Below are 20,711 nucleotides of genomic sequence, written 5' to 3' on the forward strand. Positions count from 1 at the left end.
TTACTCCTCGGTCTACCAGGGAATTCCCAAGCCCTCGACCACCGCCCGGAGTATCACGCCGTATTTAAAGCCGTCGTCCGTGTAGTTGGCCTCCTGCGCTTTAACATCCGCGTCAAACACGTCCCAACTGACTTTCTTGACTTTCAGAGTGGTGAGGACGACGACTACGAAGTCGCACAGCACCTTTCGTGCTTTGGCCAGTGAAGGGTCAGCGGGCACAGGCGCTCTCGGCGCGAACAGCGCGAGAAACGCCTCGTTCGCCTCGTACCACTCTTCGAAATTTGTTGGAACGTTGGGATGAACGCGATCGAACTCCTTCCGTACGTCCCTGGCGAGCTTTATGAAATGCGCGCCAGGAGTCGGTGGGTTCGACAGGTTTGACTGCTGAACGGGCTGGGCGACGGGTGTGATATCCACGTATGCGATAGCTGCAACGTGCTTCTCGATCGCCGGGATGATCCGGAATTGTCCGGAACGGAGTTCGCTGAAGCGATCTCGTGCTTGCTCCTCCGACATGCCTTTGCTTTTCGCGTAGGCCTCGACATACCCATCGTTGGATTTCGCGTTAATCAGCAGATAGGAGCTGATTGCTACGACGTGCTCGTGCTTGGAAGACTGCCGTTTGTCAACGACCTGGGGAAAGGCACCAGTGGTTGCGAGGCTACGCCCGTGCGCGAGCAGGGTGTCAATCTCCTGGTTGCTGAGTGTCAGGATCATGATTGGCTCGTCCTGGCCGGGCTTGGGTTTATCGAAAATGAAGGTGTCCAGGAGCCTTTTGCGGGTCACCTTCGCGTCAATCAGCGCGTCGATGCGGAAAGAACCCGAGTGGACGATCGCGATGTCCGCGTTGGCCTCCCGACGCACAGACTCGGCAGCCAACAGTCCGAAGTCGGTTGGGCGTTCCCGCAATTGCGTGTCGCGAGCATCCAACTGGTCGACATCGTCAGAGAAGTCACAAACGACACGATCCTCGTTCGGCTCGGTGATTTGTTTGAGCGCTCTGCGCACCGCCTTTTCGTCCCGGCGGTCGGCCGAGAGGAAGTCGTCGAATCTCAGAACATGAGATCCCACGTCATAAACGCTGGGTAGGCCTTCGAGGCGATTCACGAGTGCATCATCCGGAATATCGTCATCTCGATCGAAAGTCGATGCCGAGAAGTTGGGAAAGCCCTGGTGCCCACAGGGATCTTTTGCTTCGATCCATTTGCGGAAGACCTGCGCGTCGCAGGGGTGAAGCGGCTCGAGCAGCGCGTCGACGAAGCCCTGTTCATAAGGCGGCGGGACACCACCGTTTCTTTTCTTTAATTCCTGGTAGCTGCACCAGAGCTGATTGAACGCTGCGCCGCTGTCACCCGCCAAGAGCAGCAGGACGCGCACGGATTGAAGGTTAGAACGGTTCTTGTAGAGGATCGGCGGGAAGTCGTCCTCCTGCCAATCGATGTGGTGATCGTGACCACCCAGGAGAACTGTGCGCGGGCACTCTTCGAGCGATGGGCGCATCGCACGATCCTCCTCACGGGTTGCGTGGCTGAGCACCACGTGAAAGGGAACCTTGCTCGCTGTTTGGGCGGAGAACGCTTTAAGTGCAGCGTCTGCGTCAGTGAACGGCCAGTGTTCACCAAAGCTGCTGTGCACACTTTTTGAGACGACGCCGGTGAATGCGACGCTGGGCGACTCCGTGGTTGGCCACAGTGCAAATTCGCTCGCGTTGACCGCCGCCGGGGCGCCGACGTTACAGCAGACGAGCTCGAATTTTGCGCCGGCCACCAGTAACTGGTCTTCAAGCTTTGTTTTCGGGTCGTAGTCAAACTCGTGGTTTCCCGGCACGAAGTATCTCAGCGTGCTGCGATTGAGCATGTCGATCATCGCCGTGCCGTGATCCGCGTTACCCAGCCGGGAGGGCCCAGAAAGTCGCCGCTGTGCACGACGACGACCTTGTCCTGGCCGGTGACCGACCGAACATGCTCGCGGAGTGCTTTAACGGTGGCGATGAGCCGCGGAAACCCCGGTAAGGTCGGCGGCTGCTCATCGATTAGATACGTGTCATTGAGGTGCACAACTGCACATACGAGTCGCCCACCGTACGTCTCGATTACGTCGAAAAGAGTCTGCAATCGCTTACTGAACGACGTGCGCCGATCGCGTGACCTAGGTATACAAAACCTCATGGGGGCTGATGTTACATCCGGCTCTACACATCGCAGATAGCGAAATTCGATTCAAAACATCTAGCCTTAATGGCATTTTTCCAGATGATCTTGACAGCCCACGGCGTGTCGCCCAGTGTCCGGGAGCGTCGCAACCTCAGTAGTGATGCCGGCGGCGCTCTCTCGGCAATGGCCGAGTCTGCCTCGTCGTCCTGGTGTTCAACGTGGTATGCGACCGTTACCGATGCGCTCGGTCCCAGTGACGGCGGCCAATCTTTGGCTGCCATGTGCAGCCCCAGCAGGTCGATGCTCGTCGCCTTGGCGGCACCAGGTTTGAAATTCCGAGCTTTGGATAGACCTCAATCCAGCTGCCGCTCCTGGGCGGCCGGCACATCACGAAGGGAGCCCGACGTGGCGTTCTCACATATTGCATCGAAAACAACGGCAACAACAGCTGTGTTGGCGGCGGTCGGACTCTTCGCGGCGACACCGGCATTCGCCGATCCGCAAGTGCTGCAATTCGGCCAGATGGCAGAGATTTCCAGTATGGGCGGCACCATCGACTACACCGTGAACAATCTGCAGCCCAGCGGCCACAACGACGGCGTGTGGTACTCCGACGTCATGGCTAAAGGTGTAAGCGGTAACGCAACTCCGAACATTGCCGATTTCAACGCTCGGGCCGTCAATAGCTCCACGTTCGCGGTGATGAAGGGCAACCAGACCGACGGTCTTCCTGAGGGACCGCTCCCCCTAGGCAACGCTGTTACGGGGCGCATTTACTTCGACGTTCGCAACGGTACGAACCCCGACAGCGTCGTGTACCGAGACGCCGGAGGCACGGACAAGGTCGTCTGGAAAGGCTAGCAACTCACCTTCCCCGTCGCCGACGCGCTACTCGCCCAATATGCCACTTGATCTCGGCGCGCGGCCCCGGCGAGGTCGAACGCGACCGTCGCGAGCACCTCGTCATCGGAACCTTGCTCTAAGAGCCATTTTTGACGACCATGCCGCCTCATCGGCGAATACGGTTTCTGATCGCATGACGGGGAGGAATACGGCGGGTTACCGGTATAGTACGCCCTATTTCGTTGCACACCAATTGCTTTCATCCGATATGGCGGGTGCAGCGCTCAGAGGCTTTGGCGTCGCCGATTTCGATCGCGGGACGAAAGCTGGCGGCACGAGCCGACGTTGACGTTGGCGCAACCAGCTGGGTCGACGGAGGCAGTTGGTCTGACTGGACGACGACGTAGCGGGAACCGGACTGTTCGTGACCGCGGCTCCCCCGCGGGCCATGCAACTGAAAGACCTCACCACGCACGCAGCGTCTCCATATCGCGCAGCACCTGCATGGCCTCAGCGCGAATGGCCGCGCTGGCCTTCCGTCATGCGGCATCGATGAGAGCAGAGCGAACGGCTGCGGACACAGCCGTGCCATCTTTGGTCAAGACCTCCAGCGCCTTCGCCGTGTCTTTATCAGGTCGGAAGGTAATCGCGTCAGCCATAGCAACAGTGTGTGGCGATTTGTAAGACAGTTCTTCTTCCCGGCCAGCCAGATACACGCCCGCTTCGCGCGCCAAAACCGTCTATAGAGGGCGGTTGAGGCTTTTAGCGGACGCGACCACGGCTGGGTGGTTGAGGTTCAGATGCTCGAGTTCGACGAGCTTGGGCCGTTCCCAACTGGCAATGACTGTCCAGTTCGGCCGATGGAAAGACCACCACTGAATCGCCTGCCATTTTCGGTCGCCGATGGCAGGAGAACGCTGTGACCAGATGCGGTGCGCCCATTCCGAAGTGACGGCAAGGTTGCGGGCCACGATCTGCGTCGGCCTTAGTCCTAGCTCTACCAGGCGGCGCGGGTCATCAAGGTCACAAATGCGCAAGTCGTCGGGCAGCTCATACACCCCGAGCGTCTTGCGTGCGCCAGGTACTGCCGGAAATTCAAACATCGAGTCGGTCCAGCGCGAAAGGTTGCCGAACGCCTCGCCGCACGCGGCTTCGATTTGGCGGCCCACGTACCACACGTAGTAGTCGGGGTGATCAGCGCGGCCACCGCGTTGCGGGCGATGTTCATACAGCGGATGCCCTGGTTCGCCGCGCGAAGCGGTGTCAAGGTAAGGAAAGACGCGATATACCAGCACTCACGCCGCCCCGCCCCACATCTCCGCGTCGAGCGCTTGAAGAACTCGAGCGGGTCCGTCGGTGAGTAGGACATCAAGAGGTCGAGCTCCCCCGAGGAACGCGTTAGCGCTCTCCATCCAGATGCGTGCCGAGTCGCCTCCCCATACCAGGCGCGCGCGCGAATACACGTGTTCGAGATCGATTAGGGCTGGAGCGGCGGCTGGGCCGGGCCGCTCTTCACCTGATGCCCAACGCGACGTCTGTGATGGGCTAACGCCAATCCACTTAGCCAGCTGGGCACGTGAGAACACATCTGCCAGGAACAGAACCCGCTGTTGAGACAGGGGATCGTCCGCGGCGATACGGGCCGCAGCCCCAACTGCGGTCACCTTCCTGGCAGACGCCCTCTTCACCGGAGTTCTGACGACCGCCTTCTTCGATGCACTCTTGGTGACAGCGGTCTTCTTTGGAGTCATATCAAACACTCTACCCAATTTTTTTCGTGGGCAGTCAACGAGTTTGCGATTGGGCGGAAGGTTCCGCCCAATCAGACATCGGCGCTGGCGCTTGGGCTGCGTGCTCGTGTTGCCAGTCCCTCAGATGCTGCCTCGTTCCAACACCCATTGATGCCGGAACGACAGTACTTCGGCAGCGATCTCGAAGTCGGCGTCATAGTGGAGCAGCGTCACGTCATGGGCGTCGGCAAGGGTGGCGATCAGAAGGTCGGCCATGCCGACGGCACGGTGTCGGCCGGTGCTGGCCAACCGCCGTTGCGCGTCCAATGCGGTCTGCCAGTGTTCGTCGTTGGTTGGCAGATACTCGTACGCTAAGCGGCGATCTGACCAAAGCTGCTCGTAGTCCGCAGCGTTTCGGGCGCTGTAGAGCGCCTCGGCGTCAAGCTGAGCCGTGGTCGCGACGAATCCGGCCTCGATGAGCGGGGCAAGCCGGGCGGCGACCTCGGGGTGTGTCATGCGCGCGGCGGCACTCGTGTCGATGAGGTGCCGAGCGATTATCGCCACACTTCACCGCGTTGATCGGGATCAGCCATCTCCCCTAGGCCGCCGGCCTGCAACCATGCGACCTGGCGCACGCGAGCAGACGACGCTGCGGCCTGCTGCAATGCGATGCGGACGGTGTCCGATACCCCGGATGTCTTTAGTTCCCTCTGCGCGGCGGCCAGCAGGTCGTCATCCAGGTCAATCAAGCGCTTTGTCATGCGGCACAACCTTCATCTGTATATATATACTAAACATCGATCGAGTATATACTCACGACCGGCTATCGGCGCATTGACCCTGACGAGATCAAAGACATTCTCCTGGCCCGGCTCGACGTCGCGGGATTGCTCGACGCCCGCCTCGATCACGTTCTCTCCGACGGCAATTCGATTAGCCTCGGCGAACTGGCCGGGTGGGTGCATAGAGCATCTACCGACGCGGCCGACCGTGTCCGCACGGCATCGCTGCAGATCGGGGAGAACTTCGTCATGGAAGGAACACTTTCCTGGCACAAGTTGCCCGTCAGCTACGTCGACGAGCTCGCCCTGGGTGGCTACGAGCGACTCACAGTCCTCGATATCGAGGTTCCGCTCGCGGTGGCGATCGAACAGTCGAAGTGCCGGTGGTGGGAAGGACGACATTCTGGACTTCTGACCCACGGCATGCAGATCGGGGGCCGCTTTATCTCGGAATCGGCGCTCGCCCAGCTGTACTCGGGATCGTGCACAGCTTCAGCATGCGCCACTAACGCGCGAAACCTCTACATTGGCGCCAACGATGCCGGTATCGAATCGGAGATTTTCATCGTCAGCCGGACTGCCACCGGCGCAGAATACAAAGCTCGACTCACACCTGATGGCGACGTCCAGTCCTGGCAGGGTGCTCCACTCGGCGCCGTGTGCATCAACTGCGGAGCAGTGCTCAAGGACCCGCCCGCGCCCACAGGCCGTCGCGCCGCTGACGCTAAGCAGTTTCCTCGCGCTTCTCCCCCGGCGGGGACACGGCGCTTGCGCCCCTGATCGCAGACCGGGGCCAAGGGGTCAGGCGCGCCCGAAGAGGTGCGGTGTGACGTGGATATGACGGTTTGCGTGGCTCAATGCCGTGGCCGTCCTGCAGTTGCGGTAGGTGTGCCTGGTCAAATTCGACTGGTGCTGAGGCGATTACGATACCCAGGTCAAAGCCAACCGGTTATAGCGTTTGTCGATGACGCTGCCCGGTTCGGCGATCGGGCCGGGGTCGGTGCCGTGTGGGTAGGCAGTCACGTGCAGCCCGGCGGTGCCGGGTCGCCCCTGGGCGTTCCAATCGTGAATGTGTCCAACAAGGCGCTGCGCGAGGCGATGGCCTTCTTGGCCGAGAGGGCGGGCACCGAGTTCGAACGGTTGTCCCTCGCCGAGGCGGACCAGTGCGGCAAGCGCGCCGTTTCCGACCAGCACGGTTGTAGCGGTGCCCCGGCCGGGGTATTCGATCAGTGCGGGCACCAGTCCATGGTTTGCTGCCGCGCCGATCGCCGAGAGCCCGGCTATGGCGGGTTCGTGCAGAGCCAGCCAGAGGCCCAGGCCGCGCCGTGCGTCGTCGAGCGTGACATGCACCCCGCTGGGCACGTCCACACCTGGCTGGGCCAGCGCCGCATAAAGAGCGTCGGCGTCGACGGGACGTTGCTCGGCCAGCCCCAGTAACACCCCTTGTTCGGGGCCGAGCTGGTGGATCGATTCGGGACCGGCGAACGCGCCGCGCATACGCATGAACCCACAGAAGACCACCGAGACGCTTTCCAGATGGTTATCGATCGGTTGGAAGGCGATCGAGCGCTGCGGGCCTCGCAGGTCGAGTGGAACGACCAACCGACCCCGTGGGGCGAGCTGAGCCACCCACGCTGGTGAAATGTCCCACGCTCCAACAGTGGCAATAATGCGGTCGTAGGGGGCGTGCTCGGACCAACCCAGACCGCCGTCCCCGCAGACGACGGTGACCTGAGAAACGCCGCACGCGGCCAGGCGCTTACGGGCGTCTGTGACGAGGTCGGCGTCGATGTCCACCGATATCACCGTGCCGGTCTCGCCGACCAGATGGCCCAGCAGCGCCGCGTTGTAGCCAGTGCCCGTTCCGATCTCCAGCACACGTTGTCCGGGCTGCACGTCGAGCTGGTCCAGCATTCTGGCTATGATCGCGGGCTGTGATGAGGAGCTGATTGGAAACCCGCCGTCGTCGTATTTGATCGGAAATGCCTCATCCCGATAGACCCGCTCCGGCTCGATCCCGGGCAGGAAGACATGCCGCGGGACCGTGCGCAACGCCGCGGCCACCCGCTCGCTGGACACATGCCCCGCTAGCTCGAGCCCATCAACCAACCGATCCCGCAAGTCCTGCCAACCCGCGCGCACGCCGTCCACAGCCGCCAGTATCCCCGACCCACCTGTCCGCAGCGCAGCGTCGAACAGCGTGGCGACCGCACTGCCTGGGCATTCCCTTGCACGGGCGATCAGTGGAATACGGCGAGATCAAATATGGAGCGTTGCCGCGTTCCCTGGCTGACTGTGCGACAACAGCTTTCGAGATGCCACGCACGACGAAGTGTGCGGTGTGATTTCTAATGCGTTTCACATCAACGGATTTTGATGGTCCATCATGTGTTAATCGAACTAGTCGGTCTGGCCCGTGCGTTCGTCGGGGGTTGTGATCGGACGCCGCTGGGGCGCCGAGTCTGCGCTGGTGGCATCGAGCCTGCGTTCACGGCTGGCTTTTCCCCTCGGGCGCCGCCACCACCGCAGTCTCGACGCCCCAACGAACAGCGCCCCAGCCGGCGGGATTCGTGAGGGGAACTAGGTGCAAGGGTATTGCCCGTTGAGCACACAATTCGACGGTGGCGAGTAGGAACCGGTCAGCACGCCTCTGAAACCACCCGTGGCTGAACCACCGGGCGCGATGACGCGGTTCCAATTGGCGGGGGTGAGGACATAGTGCGTGCCAGATTGGGTAACGGTGCTATTCCACGCGTGCGAGACGGATTGTCCCATCGGCATGTTGAATTCAAGTTTCCAATCGCTTAGCGGCGCCATGCTCGCGTTGGTGATGGCGAAGTGGGCGATGAAACCGGTCTGCCACGTATGTTCCACCGACAACGTCGCCGTGGCCGCAGCCGCGTGAGCTGTGGGGGTGGTGGCGAGTCCGAGGATGGCAAGCATCAATGCCGACACCGCTACGTGAAGCGCTGTGCGCCAGCGCTTCACGTGATTGTCCAGTCCGGCCATAGCAGCCAACACTAAAGCCAAACAGGCGATATCGGCCCGCGCATCGCGGGTAAGCTGCAGTACCTTTGCTCAACTGAAACCGTCACGAAATTTTTAGCCTCCGATTTAGCCTAACCACGTATCGGCCCGGCCGAACGCGCGAACGCCAGCCGCCGCCCGTTGAGGATGTACGAATGGGCAGCTGAGCATCACAGATCGAGGACAAAGCGAAGCGCTTGGTCAATGGCCCGCATCTGGTCCGGGCCGATCGTTCCCTGGCGAGATGACAGTCGTTCGACAGAGACCACTCGCAGTTGATCGCAGCGAGCGTAGGAGATGTGCTCTAGCCCGCTGCCCTCTGGCTCCAGCTCGACATGGCTTCGCAGCCCATAACTGGCTGTCGTGATGGGGACGACGACCACCAGCCCGCCCGGTCCGTTGTTGAGAATGTCGACCGACACCACGACCGCGGGGCGTCGAAAGGCCGGCTCGTGGCCGACCGGCTGGCCGAGATCGACGTAATAGACCTCCCCGCGCCAGATCAAGCCAGGGCGTCCCACTCGTTACGCTCGGCTAGATACTGCTCCCACAGCTCCGGGTCACTGCGCAGGCGCTGGTAATCCCCGTTGAGTCCGCGGAGGAACTCCTGCCGTTCCAAGGCGTCGATGGCTGCATGAACGACGTCTATGACGGCGGTTTGGCGAGCCTTGGCCAGAGAATGGAGCCGCTCAGAATCTGGCCGGCGGACTCGGACCGTTGTGGTTTCTGCTGCCATGTACCCAGTGTAGACGAAATGTAGACACCAGGCCCATTGCGGATCGGCTCTTGTGTCCAGCAAATGAACGCCCGCCCGCAGGTTTCGGGTACGGCCACTTGCTCGACCGCGTTGGACTGGATGGCGTCCAGCTTTGTATTTGGGTGGCTCCGCCCCGCAGCCATCTCGAGTACCTCGTAGACACAACTAATGTCGTGAAGGAACTGCTCGAGCGGCTTGAGCCAGACGCCCCCGACGTTCCGGAACCTGAGTGACCAACTCTCAAGCCCGCGGGGGCAGCCGGTTTTCAACTACATTGCGATACAACAGCATCCGGCCCTTCGTACTAGCCGGCCGGCGGTAGCGCTGGCGGACGGCATACGTTGGCGCCTGGATCCCACCACCAGCCGTTGTCGCATGCCAGCGGTTGCGGCCCGACGCCGAACGGCCGGCAGACATTAGCCGTCGGGTCCCACCACTGGCCCGGGTCGCATGCCAAGGGTTGCGGCCCGACGCCGAGCGGCCGACAGACCTTGCCCGTCGGGTCCCACCACTCGCCGTCCGCGCAGTCGGCCTTGCTCACCGCCGGCGTCGCGATCGTCACCGCCGCCATCGACGCCAACGCCACCATGACGGCGGAAACAAGGCGGCAAACGAACGTCCTCATTGCGGGTCTCCCCTCGTGGATATTCGTTATCGAACCGAGCCCGGGCATGCGGGTCAAGACCCGGCCGGCGCTCTGGTGCTCCACACTTCGACACGGGCATGGGCAGGACGCACACTTATGGAATGGAGGTATGTCATTTCACCGCCCTCGCGCTGATCGCAGCGCCCCCGCGTCGGGTTCAGGCGTCGACGTCACCACGGCTGGCGTGATCGTGCACGCCGGCGGACCGGAGCCCGGGCCACGCCGCATGCTGAACGGCATCTCGGACGTGCGCGCGTTCTTTCACACCAATACCGTGCCGCTGTACTTCATCTCGCCGACCCCGTTCAACCTGCTAGGCATCGACCGCTGGATACGAAACTTCTTCTACCTCACGTACTTTGACTCTTTCGAGGGCGTACATTCGCGCGTGTTCGTGCCCCGGCGGCGCGACCGCATTGATTTCGGGTGCATGGGGGATGTATGTAACCACCTCCTGCGTGATCCCGAGACACTCGAGTTCATCGCCCAACGAGGGCCCGGCGGCAAGGCCTGCTTTGTGATGCTCGACGAGGAGACCCAGGCCCTCGCGCGCCAGGCGGGTCTTGAGGTCATGCACCCGCCGGCGGAGCTGCGCCACCGCCTGGGCTCCAAGATCGTCATGACGCGCCTTGCCGACGAGGCGGGCGTGCCGAGCGTGCCTCACGTGATCGGACGGGCCGGCTCCTACGACGAGCTGCTGGCGCTCGCGCAAGGCGCCGGGTTGGGAGATGACCTGGTCGTCGAGGCCGCGTACGGCGACGCTGGCAGCGCGACGTTCTTTGTGCGCGGTCAGGGCGACTGGGACCGGCACGCCGGTGATCTGGCCGGGCAACAGGAAGTCAAAGTCATGAAGCGCATCCGCAATGTCGAGGTGTGCCTCGAGGGCGCCGTGACCCGCCACGGCACCGTGATCGGCCCCGCGATGACGAGTCTCGTCGGTTACCCGGAGCTGACTCCCGGCAAGGGCAGCTGGTGCGGCAACGACATCTGGCGCGAGGTGCTGCCGCCGGACCAGACGCACGCCGCGCGAGAGATGGTGCGAAAGCTGGGCGACATCCTGAGCCGCGAGGGGTACCGAGGTTACTTCGAGGTGGACCTTTTGCATGACCTGGACTCCGACGAGCTCTACCTCGGCGAGGTGAACCCGCGCCTGAGCGGGGCCAGCCCGATGACGAACCTGACCACCGAGGCCTACGCCGACATGCCGCTGTTCCTCTTCCACCTGCTCGAGTACATGGACGTGGACTACGAACTCGACATCGACGAGATCAACTCGCGCTGGGAGCGCGGCTATGGCGAGGACGAGGTCTGGGGTCAGGTGATCATCACGGAGACCTCACCGGACGTCGAGCTCTTCACCGCGACGCCACGCACCGGTGTGTGGCGCATCGACGACGACGGGCGCGTAGCCTTTGCGCGCCCGGCCAACGACTGGGCCACGCTGCTCGACGGGTCCGAGGCCTTCTACATGCGTATCGCCGCGCCTGGCGACTTACGCGCCGAGGGCGCCCAACTCGGCGTGCTCGTCACCCGCGGACACCTGCAGACCGACGACTACCAGCTCACCGAGCGCTGCCGGCGCTGGGTCAAGGGCATCAAGGCGAAGTTCGCCTCAACTCCCCTGGCGCCGGCCACACCGATCGTCTCGCGGCTCGTCGCACGAGCGTGAGCGGCCCGGCCGGCATCACGCTGGACAACTGGCTGTCAGCGCCATATGCACAGTGGTCGTTCCAGCACGTCGAAGACTTCGTGCCGACCGCCGTAATCTCGCGCGGGACCGGGCCGGTCGCGGCGCTGCCCACAGCCACTTCTCCCCTGGCCGCGATCCCGGTGACCAGCACTGGCGGGGTGGCCACCACAGTGGGCGCGGTGATGGCCTCCACCGCCACCGACGGGTGGGCCGTCTGTTACCGCGGGTCGATGGTGGCCGAGGAGTACCTCGATGGCCTGGGGGCCCAGACCCGGCACCTGCTGTTCTCGGTGAGCAAGTCGCTGGTGGCAGCCGTCGTCGGCGCCCTGCACGGGGCCGGCGCGATCGAGCTTGACGCACCCGTCACGAAATACGTTGCTGCATTGGCGAATTGCGGCTACGCGGGTGCGACGGTGCGCCACCTGCTGGACATGAGGTCGGGCATCTCGTTTTCGGAAAATTACCTCGACCCCGCCGCGGAGATCCACGCCCTCGACCAGGCGATCGGGTGGGCACCCAAGCGCGGTCCGGGCGACCCCGCCACGCTGTACGACTTCCTGCTGACCCTGCGGCAGAAGTCGGCGCACGGCGGCCCGTTCGAATATCGCTCGTGTGAAACCGATGTGCTGGGCTGGGTCTGCGAGGTCGCCGGCGGCCAGCGAATGCCGGAACTAATGTCGGAATTACTGTGGGGCCGCATCGGCGCCCAGTGCGACGCCACCATCGGCGTGGACGCCGTCGGCACCGGATTTTTCGATGGCGGCGTCAATGCTTGCCTTACCGACATGATCAGGTTCGGCTCGTTGTTCTTGTGCGACGGTGTCTCGTTGACCGGGCAGCAGGTGGTGCCGCCGGCGTGGATCGCCGACACTCTCGACGGCGGACCCGATTCGCGTCAGGCGTTCGCCGCCAGCCCCGACGACACCGAATTGCCGGGCGGGATGTATCGCAACCAAGTGTGGATCCCTTACCCGGGCAGCAACGTGGTCTTGTGCCTGGGCATGTGCGGTCAGATGATCTACGTCAACCGCGCCGCAGAGATGGTCGCCGCCAAGTTATCCACCCAGCCCGACTCTCATGAGCCGCACATGCTGGACACGCTGCGCGCATTCGATGCGGTCGCACACGAACTGGCTGGAACCACCCCGCACAACGTCCCGTAACAGCTTCAGGGTTTCGATTTTGACTCTGCGCTGACCAGGGTCCCTACTCGCACTTTTGCCTGGTGGACGCAGAGTCAACAAGCCGCCCCGCGAAGAAGCAGGCCCGCTAACCTTTGAGCGCCGTACCCTGGGCTATTTCATCCCTGGCAACGGGCGTCCTGAGGGCACCTGTTTAATGCTAAGTGGCATAAATGGTTTCGTTGGTATTGGCCGGCCTAGCACTGCCCCGAGGTAAGGGGTGTGAAAGGTGGCTGTAGCGTGACGGCCGTGAAGTCCTCTATCGCCCTCGCGGCGTGTGTCGCGGCAATCGTCCTGACGCTCACCGCACCGGGCAAAGCAACCGCGGCTGGCTCGTGTCCAACCGCAGCGCCGCAGAACGGTGGAACACCAGACTGGACGCTGGCCGGGACCACCGGCAGCATCGCGGTCACCGGATCCACGGATACGACAGCCCCGCGTGTGAACGTGACGACACCGTTTAGCGTGACCCAGACCCAGGTGCATACGCTGCACGCCGGAGATGGACCGGTGGTGCCGGGCACGGCGCGGGTATCCGTGTGCTACATGGGTGTCAATGGACGTGACGGGTCCGTGTTCGACAGCAGCTATGCACGGGGCGCCCCGATTGACTTCTCGCTTGGCGGAGTCGTGCCGGGTTTCCAGAAGGCCATCACGGGGCAAACGGTCGGCTCGACGGTCGCCGTCGCAATGACCTCTGCAGATGGCTACCCCGACGGTCAGCCGAGCGCTGGAATCCGGCCGGGCGACTCGCTGATCTTCGCGATCAAGATCCTCAGCGCCTCGAGCTGAGCTGCGGCGGTGTGAGCCGTACTGTCTGAGTCGACACCCGGTCTGGCTACACCGGTTGAATACCGGCATTCGAACCAGATATCGACTGTCGGTGTGGCGCAACATGATTCGCGAGTATTGAGCTTGGTCGGGAGCTTAGCTGTCTCCATCGACTCCCGTTCATTGGCGGCGAATATTCGGTAACTCGTGGATAAGCTGTGACGCCGCAGGCCCCTTATGCGACCTTCCCAAGCCCGGCGGCTTTGAGCGCCCATTAAATGTATTGCACTTTCTCTCTAAAGTGTATTACACTACGTCCGTGCGGATCGAGATCAGGCCAAGCGCCAAAGACCACCTGATCACCGAGGCTGAGATCCGCGCCGTGATCAGCTTCCCCGCCCTCTCTCTGGAAGTCGACCCACGCATCCCTAACGCCGTACCGGTGCTGTTCATTGGCCCCGCTGTCGTGAACGAGCCGTGGATCGAGGTCATCGCAGACTTCCGTAACCCGGAGGTTGCCGACGTGTTCCACGCAATGATGCTTCGCCCGTCGGTGGTCGCCAGCTATGAACTCAACGAGTTCATCGGTCCGGAGTACGCCCCGCAGCGCGCCTAACGCCCGTGCCAACGTCTTCGAGAGGGGGTAATCCACACACAACCGCATATCCCACGCCCAACCCATACCCGAATTGGAACCCGCACATGTCCACAAAGAAGCACACGCCACCTCCACTTACTGACGCCGAAGCGGCCGCAATGGCGGCCGACTACGCGGCGAATCCGCCGCGGCCAGACGAGATCCGGTCTGTGACGATCAACCCCGCCTTCCTCCGCAAGGGTCGGCCGACCGCGAGTGACGAGAGTAGTGGCAAGACTCCGGTTTTCACAGTGCGGCTACCGCAATTGGTTCGCTCTGAGTTGAGTCGCCGCGCTGACGCGGAAGGCGTTTCGCTGTCGGATTTGATTCGGCAAGCGGTTGTCGAGTACTTGAGCAATCACCCGGTGGAATCGCGTTGAGCCCTAGCAAAGGACAGAAACTAACGGAAATACATTGGCGTTAGCATCCGTTAGGAGAGTGTGATGGGAACACGCGGCGGGGCCAAGGAAGGTCTTGTGCGGGCGGGCGACGAACTCGACAAGCTGCTCAAAGACCGCTTCGACATTACTAGCGCCGACTTCGTCGCCGCGTTGAAGTCGCTTCCTGCGTTGCGGCCGTGGGCCACCACGCTCAGCGAGGACGAGGCCCGACTGCTCGATCACCCAGCGCTGGGCACGCCGCATCGTCCAAGCGTTTCCCGCTCTGGACGGACTGCACTACAACAGTCGTTTCGCCGGTGGCCCGTGCTTGGTCCTGTTCCCGCGTGCCTCGGACGCGATGCCGTCTCGGCCGGCGCTGTCGCTACCGCTGACGCACCCAGGGCTCGCACTGCGGATCGCCTCCGCATCGCAGCGACTGGGCTACCTCGTCGTGTAAGCACGGCGTCCACTCATTCGAGAAAGGTGACGGTCTCCGACAGCGGTGCTCGTGGCATGTGCGGCCGGAGTACCGCGGGATCGGCGAACCCAATCGACATGCCGCAGTACAAGATCTCGCGCGCCGGGGGTGCAATCACGTCGGCGACGGTGCGGTGATATTCCGCCCAGGCGATCTGGGGACAGCTGTGCAATCCCTCCGAGCGCAGCAAGAGCATCACGGTTTGCAGATACATCCCCGCGTCCGCCCATTGCGGCGGAGGCATATCGCGGTCGAGATAGCAGAACAGCGCTGTGGAGGCACCGAAGCAGTTCCAGTTCTCGGTGCGGGCCCTGGCACGGGCGACGTGGTCGTCACGCGCAATACCCAAGGCGCCGTAGCGACGTCGTCCGAAGTCCGCCAGGCGTTCCTGGTACGGACTTCCGAGCGGCGCCGGGTAGAAGGCGACCTCCAACTGGTCTCCGGTATCCCCCGCTGCCACCCGTCGGGCGACTCGCCCCTTGAGTTCGGATAGCCGCTCACCAGAAAGCACATAGATGTGCCACGGCTGCAGATTTCCGCCCGAAGGAGCATGGGAGGCCGCCTCGAGCACCCGCGAAAGAACGGCGCGATCGACTGGACGGCGGGTGAACCCGCGAACCGCTTGCCTGGATTGCACCGCCTCATACACGTCCACGCCGCTCATCGTAGGGTGCTGCCCCGTCGCCGAACTTGGCTCGGGAACGAGGTCAACCTGCGCACCGACGGACGGCGCATTCCCGGAAGCCGGCCGAAGTGACGCCCGGCCTTAAATGCCTTGTGGCCCAAGATATTCGATAAACCCTAGTGGTGTTGTGGGCCAAACTCACCCGTCTGTGGGGCCCTCCGACGGCGGCCAGTGCGAGCCCGGCGACGCGTCGCCGGGCTCGGCATGCTCGCCGCGTGCCAGCGGCACCCACTGCTCGGTCGGCGCGGGCTGCTTTGACGAGGGGAAGTCGCGCAGGCTGCCCGTCGGCTTCGCGTCCCACTTGGCGAACGTCAGCGGCGTCTGCAGCCAGGAGTGCAGCAGGCTGTACGCAGCTTCCAGCGAGTCGATGTGGGTGCGCTCCCAGCCGTGGCTGCCGTCGACCCCGAAGCCGACCAGCGCGGCCCGAGTGCCGGCGCCCGCCTCGATCGCCGCGGCCGCGTCGGAGCGGTAGTAGCGAAACACGTCCCGCGCGAACGGTATTCCGCGCTCCTCGGCGAGCCGGCACAGCTTTCGGGTCAGGTGGTAGTCGAAGGGGCCGTGTAGATCGGCCATCGGGATGGTCACGCCGTCCTCGATGGAGTGCTGGCCGGGCGCGCACACCGCGTTGTCCACCGAGACCAGCTCGGCGACGTCCGCGGGCAGGCCGTGGCTGGCGCCGTGGCCGACCTCCTCGGTGATGGTGATCATGATCGTGGTGCGGTGCGGCAGCACGACCTTGCTCTCGGAGAAGTTCTTGGCCAGCGCGAGGGCGATCGCGACACCGGCCTTCCCGTCGAGGTGACGGGAGACGATGAAGCCGTCGGCGGTGAGTTCCGGGCTGGCGATCAACGCGACGAAGTCCCCGATGTTCAGGCCGAGACGTACCAGGTCCTCGCGCGAGGAAACCTTGCGGTCCACGCGGACCTCGACGTGCTCCCAGTCGGTGGGCTGGGTGTCGATCTCGTCGCCGAACGTGTGCCCACTGGCCTTGAGCGGCAACACCGTGCCGGTGATGAACTCCTCGGGGTCGTCGCTGAAGATCCGCACGCGGGCGCCCGTCGCGAAGCGGGCCGAGAAAGTACCGATCGGAATCAGCTCGAGACGGCCGTTGTCCTTGAGGCCGCGCACCATGCAGCCGATGGTGTCGGAATGAACCACCAGCGCCCGGTCGGTGGTCGCCGACTCACCCGGAAGCTCGGCGATCAGCGCCCCGCGGCGGGTCAGCGAGAACGGCACGCCGAAGTCATCGAAGATGTCGCCGATCAGCTGCATCACCGCGTCCGTGCGCCCCGCCGGGCTGGGCGTCTGCACCAGCGCGAGCAGCGTGTCGATCATCCACGCGCGGTCGGCCTCGGCCATGGCCGCGGATTGGCGCACGATGGCTCCCTCCGGTTTGTCTGGATCGCTTCAACCTACCGCGCGGCACGACCGGCCCGATCAGTCGGCGCCGCAAAACACAGCCCACGGGCTCTTAGTGTCTGGCTTCGCGCCACTCCCGCTCGAACGGCAACCGCCACGCGCTGGGCGCGATCAACTGATGAATGGCGTTGGGGCCCCATGTGCCCGGCTGGTACACCTTGGCGGACGGCGGGTCGTCGAGCAGTTCGGCCGAACGCTCCCACAGTGATTCGATGCCCTCGGCGGTGGTGAACAGCGTGTGATCGCCCCGCATCGCGTCGAGGATGAGCCGTTCGTAGGCCTCCAGCACATCGACGACGGTGTCGACCTCCTGCGACGAGAACTGCATGGACAGCTTGTCGAGCTTCATGCCGGGACCTGGCCGCTTGCCGTAGAAGGACAACGAAACCTTTGAGTTGTCAGCGAGATCGAACGTGAGGTGGTCGGGGCCCTGGGTTCCGACCCCCGAGCCCGGCGGAAACATGCTTCGGGGAGCCTCTTTGAATGCGATCGAGATGATCCGGATGCCCTCGGCCATCTTCTTGCCGGTGCGAAGATAGATCGGTACGCCGGCCCAGCGCCAGTTGTCTATGCCGACCTTGAGCGCGATGAACGTCTCGGTGTCGGAATCCTTTGCCACCCCGTCCTCTTGGCGGTAGCCGTTGTACTGGCCGCGCACCACATCTGCCGGGTCGATGGGCAGCATCGACCGGAACACCTTGTTCTTCTCTTCGCTGATGGCATACGGCTCGAGGGCCGTGGGCGGTTCCATGACGACGAACGCCATCACCTGGAACAGGTGGGTCACGACCATGTCCTTATAAGCGCCGGTGCTCTCGTAGAAGTTGGCGCGCTGATCCAGACCCAGGGCTTCGGGAATGTCGATCTGGATGTGGTCGATGAAGTTGCGGTTCCAGATCGGCTCGAATAGGCCGTTGGCGAAGCGGAACGCCAGAATGTTCTGGGCTGCCTCCTTGCCCAGGAAATGGTCGATGCGGAAAATCTGGGATTCCTCGAAGGTGTCGTGCAGGAAGTCGTTGAGCGACACCGCGCTGGCCAGGTCGGTGCCGAACGGCTTCTCCATCACCACCCGAGAGCGCTCCACGAGTTTGGCCTCGCGCAGCATGGTGATGACGTCGCGCGCCGCCTTCGGCGGGACCGACAGGTAATGCAGGCGCCGCGCGTTCGGTCCCAGGTTGGCTTCGGCCTCGACGACCGCGTTGGCGAGCGCCTCGGGTCCGGCACCCTGCGGGACGTAGGTGACAATTTTTGCGAAGTTGGCCCACTGTTCATCCGTGAGCTTGTGGATGCCGAACGAATCGATCGCGGTCTTGGCGAGTTCCCGGAACTCGTCATCGGTGAAGTCTTCCAGCGACGTCGCGACGATTTGGATATCGGGGGCGAGCTCGGACTGATCCAAGTAGGCCAGGCCGGGGATCAGCTTGCGTTTGGCCAGGTCCCCGGTGGCGCCGAACAGGACGATGACGTGGGGATCTAGCGGGTCAGAGCCGTGGCGGCGCGGGCGTGCGTCGGGTGCCGGGTAGGAGATGGTCTGCGGTTTCTTGGTGGCCACTCCTGCGATACTTCCACCGCCGCGCCGTGTCCGCAGCGCCGGAGGCACCGCGGCCGGTTGGAACGTTCGCCGGGCGGAGGTTGGCGGCCTCCTATCCCGTCCTCATAAAGGCGGCCCGAACCAGGTGGTGAGCGCGTCGGCGAGCCCAACCCGAGACTGGTCCCCGACCCAGGCGACATGGCCGTCCGGCCGGATCAACACGGCATCGGGAGCGGGGACCGCGCCGAGCGCCGGAAGCTCCCACGCACCAGCGTATTTCGCGTCGATCAATCGAACCCGATCGGCCCATGGCGCGATGTCGAGGGCGCCGGGCTCGCCGAGGTTGAGCAGCACCGGTCGGGCGTCGTGCAGCAGGGTGAATACCCGCACCGGGCCGTCGGCGGTGGCAAGGTCAAGGTCGGGCATGCGGCGCCCGAGCAGCGGGTGCCCCTCGCCGAGGTCGTACCGGATGTCCAGACCGGACATCATCGCGGCGAATCGTTTGCGAGGCTCGTCCATGCCGAGCAGTTCGGACATGATGTCGCGCAAGGCCTTTGTGCGGTCGTCTGCGCAAAGAAGTGCCATCTGGGCCATCGCGTTGCGCAGCACGCGCGCGGCGACCGGGTGTCGTTCGGAATGGTAGGTATCGAGGAGGCTGTCGGGCGATGTCCGACGGACCACCTGGGCCAGCTTCCATCCCAGATTCACCGCATCCTGCACGCCGGTGTTGAGGCCCTGCCCGCCGATCGGGTGGTGCACGTGCGCGGCGTCACCGGCCAGCAGGACGCGTCTGTCACGATAGGTCGAGGCCTGCCGTGCCATGTCGGTAAACCTGGAAATCCAGGCGGGAGTGTGGATTCCGTAATCGGTGCCGTATACGGCGATGAGCGCCTGGCTCAGATCGCGCAAGGCGGGTTCGCCGGCGGGTCCGATGTAACGCTCGGTCACCATGACCCGCACCGGTCCCCCGTCGTCCAACGTGCTGAGCGAGTGGACGCCGAGGGCGTCGTGGCGGATGCCCCACTCCGGCTCCTGGCCCGCGTCGGCGGCCATTTCGACCTTGGCGAGCAGGTAGCTCGTCGTCGGGTCCCACCCGGGGAACCCGATGCCGGCCGCTTTACGGATCACGCTGCGTCCCCCGTCGCACCCGACGAGATACTCCGCGCGCAGCAACTGGCCGCCTGCCAGCCCGACGTCGACGCCCGTGCGGCCTTGGGCGATGCCCGTCACCTGGCGTCCGCGATAGATCGGCACCGCCAGCTCGCTGACCCAGTCGGCCAAAATGCGCTCGATGTGGTTCTGCCACAGCGCCAGTCCATACGGGCGGCGGGTGGGGAAATCGCTGATTTCCAAACGAATTTGGGAGAATCCCGCGACCTGCGCCACTTGCCCTTGCGAAAGGAACCGATCGGCGATTCCGCGCTGGTCGAAGATCTCGATGGTGCGTGAATGCAGGCCGCCCGCGCGCGCGCCAATCAGGTCCTGGTTGGCGCGCCGCTCTGCCACGGCGACGTCGACTCCGGCCAATGCCAACTCGCCCGCCAGCATCAGCCCCGTGGGGCCTCCCCCGGCGATCACCACCGCATGCTCGGCCATCGGCTCGACGCCCCCGCGCGACTTGTCCGACGCCAACGAAACATCCACTTCGCAGTCCCCCGATTCGATGAGTTTTGGTTTCGGCCAGTGATTTTGCGGCATGACCCGGGTCTTGCCGCAAGCCCCCGGGTCGGCTATACATTGAGAGTGGGAGGGTCTTAGCCGCGCAGGCCCCTTCGGCCGTCGAACCACTCGCCCGTACCGGGCTGCGGGTCGTGTCGCCCGGCCGGCGCGCGGTGGGCCCTCGTGGCGTGTCAATCCCGTTTGTCACATAGGTCACTCGCCGGCCGGCATACAACGATGTGCCCGCCTACGCGCGACAACCTGTCGCTGTGAGGCGGGCAGAAGAGTGTGTGCCCGCCACGCCGGGACGCATGTGACACAAGTGACCACCATCGCCGAGAA

The 20,711-nt window shown here is 63.7% G+C and carries 21 protein-coding genes and 2 pseudogenes; 8 read left to right on the top strand and 15 right to left on the bottom strand.

Annotated elements, in window-relative coordinates; genetic code table 11:
- Positions 1-12: 12 nt before the first annotated feature.
- Positions 13-1,866, bottom strand: coding sequence for a 5'-nucleotidase C-terminal domain-containing protein (locus tag G6N25_RS20390; protein ID WP_083072506.1), 1,854 nt, complete (start codon positions 1,864-1,866; stop codon positions 13-15).
- Between the two features lie 692 nt (positions 1,867-2,558).
- On the opposite strand from G6N25_RS20390, the gene G6N25_RS20395 reads away from it, so the two are divergent.
- Positions 2,559-3,014 (top strand): DUF1942 domain-containing protein, encoded by a 456-nt coding sequence (locus tag G6N25_RS20395; protein ID WP_083072508.1) that lies wholly within the window; start codon positions 2,559-2,561, stop codon positions 3,012-3,014.
- 446 nt (positions 3,015-3,460) lie between these two features.
- On the opposite strand, the pseudogene G6N25_RS24350 reads toward G6N25_RS20395, so the two are convergent.
- From G6N25_RS24350 to G6N25_RS20425, 5 genes and pseudogenes are all read right to left on the bottom strand, one after another.
- Positions 3,461-3,655, bottom strand: a pseudogene (locus G6N25_RS24350) (hypothetical protein).
- 81 nt (positions 3,656-3,736) lie between these two features.
- Complete coding sequence (locus G6N25_RS20410) at positions 3,737-4,291, bottom strand: RES family NAD+ phosphorylase (protein WP_083072509.1); 555 nt, start codon at positions 4,289-4,291, stop codon at positions 3,737-3,739.
- Positions 4,292-4,747, bottom strand: a complete 456-nt coding sequence (locus G6N25_RS24245; protein WP_264055581.1) for an MbcA/ParS/Xre antitoxin family protein — start codon at positions 4,745-4,747, stop codon at positions 4,292-4,294.
- 120 nt (positions 4,748-4,867) lie between these two features.
- Positions 4,868-5,290, bottom strand: coding sequence for a PIN domain-containing protein (locus tag G6N25_RS20420; RefSeq protein WP_083072510.1), 423 nt, complete (start codon positions 5,288-5,290; stop codon positions 4,868-4,870).
- The gene (locus tag G6N25_RS20425) at positions 5,281-5,487 is read right to left on the bottom strand and encodes a DUF2191 domain-containing protein (protein WP_083072587.1); all 207 of its coding nucleotides are present in this window, start codon (positions 5,485-5,487) and stop codon (positions 5,281-5,283) included. The genes G6N25_RS20420 and G6N25_RS20425 overlap by 10 nt, the downstream gene beginning before the upstream one ends.
- Positions 5,488-5,613: 126 nt before the next feature.
- Between G6N25_RS20425 and G6N25_RS20430 the strand changes: the two genes are divergently transcribed.
- Positions 5,614-6,288, top strand: a complete 675-nt coding sequence (locus tag G6N25_RS20430) for a hypothetical protein (RefSeq protein WP_083072511.1) — start codon at positions 5,614-5,616, stop codon at positions 6,286-6,288.
- Between the two features lie 141 nt (positions 6,289-6,429).
- Here G6N25_RS20430 and fxlM read toward each other — a convergent pair whose 3' ends face one another.
- The 5 genes from fxlM to G6N25_RS20455 form a co-directional block, all read right to left on the bottom strand.
- On the bottom strand, positions 6,430-7,659 hold the full coding sequence (gene fxlM / locus G6N25_RS20435; RefSeq protein ID WP_158084849.1) for a methyltransferase, FxLD system: 1,230 nt from the start codon (positions 7,657-7,659) through the stop codon (positions 6,430-6,432).
- A 429-nt stretch (positions 7,660-8,088) separates the two neighbouring features.
- Positions 8,089-8,517, bottom strand: coding sequence for a cellulose-binding domain-containing protein (locus G6N25_RS20440; RefSeq protein ID WP_083072513.1), 429 nt, complete (start codon positions 8,515-8,517; stop codon positions 8,089-8,091).
- A gap of 188 nt (positions 8,518-8,705) precedes the next feature.
- Positions 8,706-9,041 carry a type II toxin-antitoxin system PemK/MazF family toxin gene (locus tag G6N25_RS20445; RefSeq protein ID WP_083072514.1) on the bottom strand — a complete coding sequence of 112 codons (336 nt, stop codon included), beginning with the start codon at positions 9,039-9,041 and terminating at the stop codon, positions 8,706-8,708.
- Positions 9,038-9,271 (bottom strand): hypothetical protein, encoded by a 234-nt coding sequence (locus G6N25_RS20450; RefSeq protein WP_083072515.1) that lies wholly within the window; start codon positions 9,269-9,271, stop codon positions 9,038-9,040. The genes G6N25_RS20445 and G6N25_RS20450 overlap by 4 nt, the downstream gene beginning before the upstream one ends.
- A gap of 325 nt (positions 9,272-9,596) precedes the next feature.
- Positions 9,597-9,917: a hypothetical protein gene (locus G6N25_RS20455; protein WP_083072516.1), complete on the bottom strand. Its 321-nt coding sequence runs from the start codon at positions 9,915-9,917 to the stop codon at positions 9,597-9,599.
- Between the two features lie 205 nt (positions 9,918-10,122).
- Between G6N25_RS20455 and G6N25_RS20460 the strand changes: the two genes are divergently transcribed.
- The 6 genes and pseudogenes from G6N25_RS20460 to G6N25_RS20485 form a co-directional block, all read left to right on the top strand.
- Positions 10,123-11,607, top strand: a complete 1,485-nt coding sequence (locus G6N25_RS20460) for a biotin carboxylase (RefSeq protein ID WP_142272483.1) — start codon at positions 10,123-10,125, stop codon at positions 11,605-11,607.
- Complete coding sequence (locus G6N25_RS20465; RefSeq protein WP_083072517.1) at positions 11,604-12,791, top strand: serine hydrolase domain-containing protein; 1,188 nt, start codon at positions 11,604-11,606, stop codon at positions 12,789-12,791. The genes G6N25_RS20460 and G6N25_RS20465 overlap by 4 nt, the downstream gene beginning before the upstream one ends.
- Positions 12,792-13,049: 258 nt before the next feature.
- Entirely contained in the window at positions 13,050-13,601 is a 552-nt protein-coding gene (locus G6N25_RS20470) for an FKBP-type peptidyl-prolyl cis-trans isomerase (protein WP_083072589.1), read from the top strand.
- 298 nt (positions 13,602-13,899) lie between these two features.
- Positions 13,900-14,196: a hypothetical protein gene (locus G6N25_RS20475; RefSeq protein ID WP_142272475.1), complete on the top strand. Its 297-nt coding sequence runs from the start codon at positions 13,900-13,902 to the stop codon at positions 14,194-14,196.
- Positions 14,197-14,336: 140 nt separating this feature from the next.
- Positions 14,337-14,597, top strand: a complete 261-nt coding sequence (locus G6N25_RS24525; protein WP_083072519.1) for a ribbon-helix-helix domain-containing protein — start codon at positions 14,337-14,339, stop codon at positions 14,595-14,597.
- A gap of 235 nt (positions 14,598-14,832) precedes the next feature.
- Positions 14,833-15,054, top strand: a pseudogene (locus G6N25_RS20485) (RES domain-containing protein); the annotation flags it as partial.
- Between the two features lie 13 nt (positions 15,055-15,067).
- Here G6N25_RS20485 and G6N25_RS20490 read toward each other — a convergent pair.
- From G6N25_RS20490 to G6N25_RS20505, 4 genes are all read right to left on the bottom strand, one after another.
- Positions 15,068-15,730, bottom strand: a complete 663-nt coding sequence (locus tag G6N25_RS20490) for a nitroreductase (protein WP_083072590.1) — start codon at positions 15,728-15,730, stop codon at positions 15,068-15,070.
- A 168-nt stretch (positions 15,731-15,898) separates the two neighbouring features.
- Positions 15,899-17,137, bottom strand: a complete 1,239-nt coding sequence (locus G6N25_RS20495) for an osmoprotectant NAGGN system M42 family peptidase (RefSeq protein WP_083072520.1) — start codon at positions 17,135-17,137, stop codon at positions 15,899-15,901.
- 94 nt (positions 17,138-17,231) lie between these two features.
- The gene (gene zwf, locus G6N25_RS20500) at positions 17,232-18,731 is read right to left on the bottom strand and encodes a glucose-6-phosphate dehydrogenase (RefSeq protein WP_083072521.1); all 1,500 of its coding nucleotides are present in this window, start codon (positions 18,729-18,731) and stop codon (positions 17,232-17,234) included.
- 102 nt (positions 18,732-18,833) lie between these two features.
- A complete protein-coding gene (locus G6N25_RS20505) occupies positions 18,834-20,306 on the bottom strand; it encodes an FAD-dependent monooxygenase (protein ID WP_083072591.1) in 1,473 nt (490 codons plus the stop codon).
- Positions 20,307-20,711 lie beyond the last annotated feature (405 nt).

Origin of the sequence: Mycobacterium heidelbergense (assembly GCF_010730745.1) — a bacterium.
Taxonomy (GTDB): Bacteria; Actinomycetota; Actinomycetes; order Mycobacteriales; family Mycobacteriaceae; genus Mycobacterium; species Mycobacterium heidelbergense.

Coding starts and splice junctions, on each gene's coding strand:
- G6N25_RS20390 (WP_083072506.1), bottom strand. CDS start 1,866: ATGATCGACATGCTCAATCGCAGCACGCTGAGATACTTCGTGCCGGGA.
- G6N25_RS24245 (WP_264055581.1), bottom strand. CDS start 4,747: ATGACTCCAAAGAAGACCGCTGTCACCAAGAGTGCATCGAAGAAGGCG.
- G6N25_RS20425 (WP_083072587.1), bottom strand. CDS start 5,487: ATGACAAAGCGCTTGATTGACCTGGATGACGACCTGCTGGCCGCCGCG.
- G6N25_RS20440 (WP_083072513.1), bottom strand. CDS start 8,517: ATGGCCGGACTGGACAATCACGTGAAGCGCTGGCGCACAGCGCTTCAC.
- G6N25_RS20450 (WP_083072515.1), bottom strand. CDS start 9,271: ATGGCAGCAGAAACCACAACGGTCCGAGTCCGCCGGCCAGATTCTGAG.
- G6N25_RS20455 (WP_083072516.1), bottom strand. CDS start 9,917: ATGAGGACGTTCGTTTGCCGCCTTGTTTCCGCCGTCATGGTGGCGTTG.
- G6N25_RS24525 (WP_083072519.1), top strand. CDS start 14,337: ATGGCGGCCGACTACGCGGCGAATCCGCCGCGGCCAGACGAGATCCGG.
- G6N25_RS20505 (WP_083072591.1), bottom strand. CDS start 20,306: ATGGCCGAGCATGCGGTGGTGATCGCCGGGGGAGGCCCCACGGGGCTG.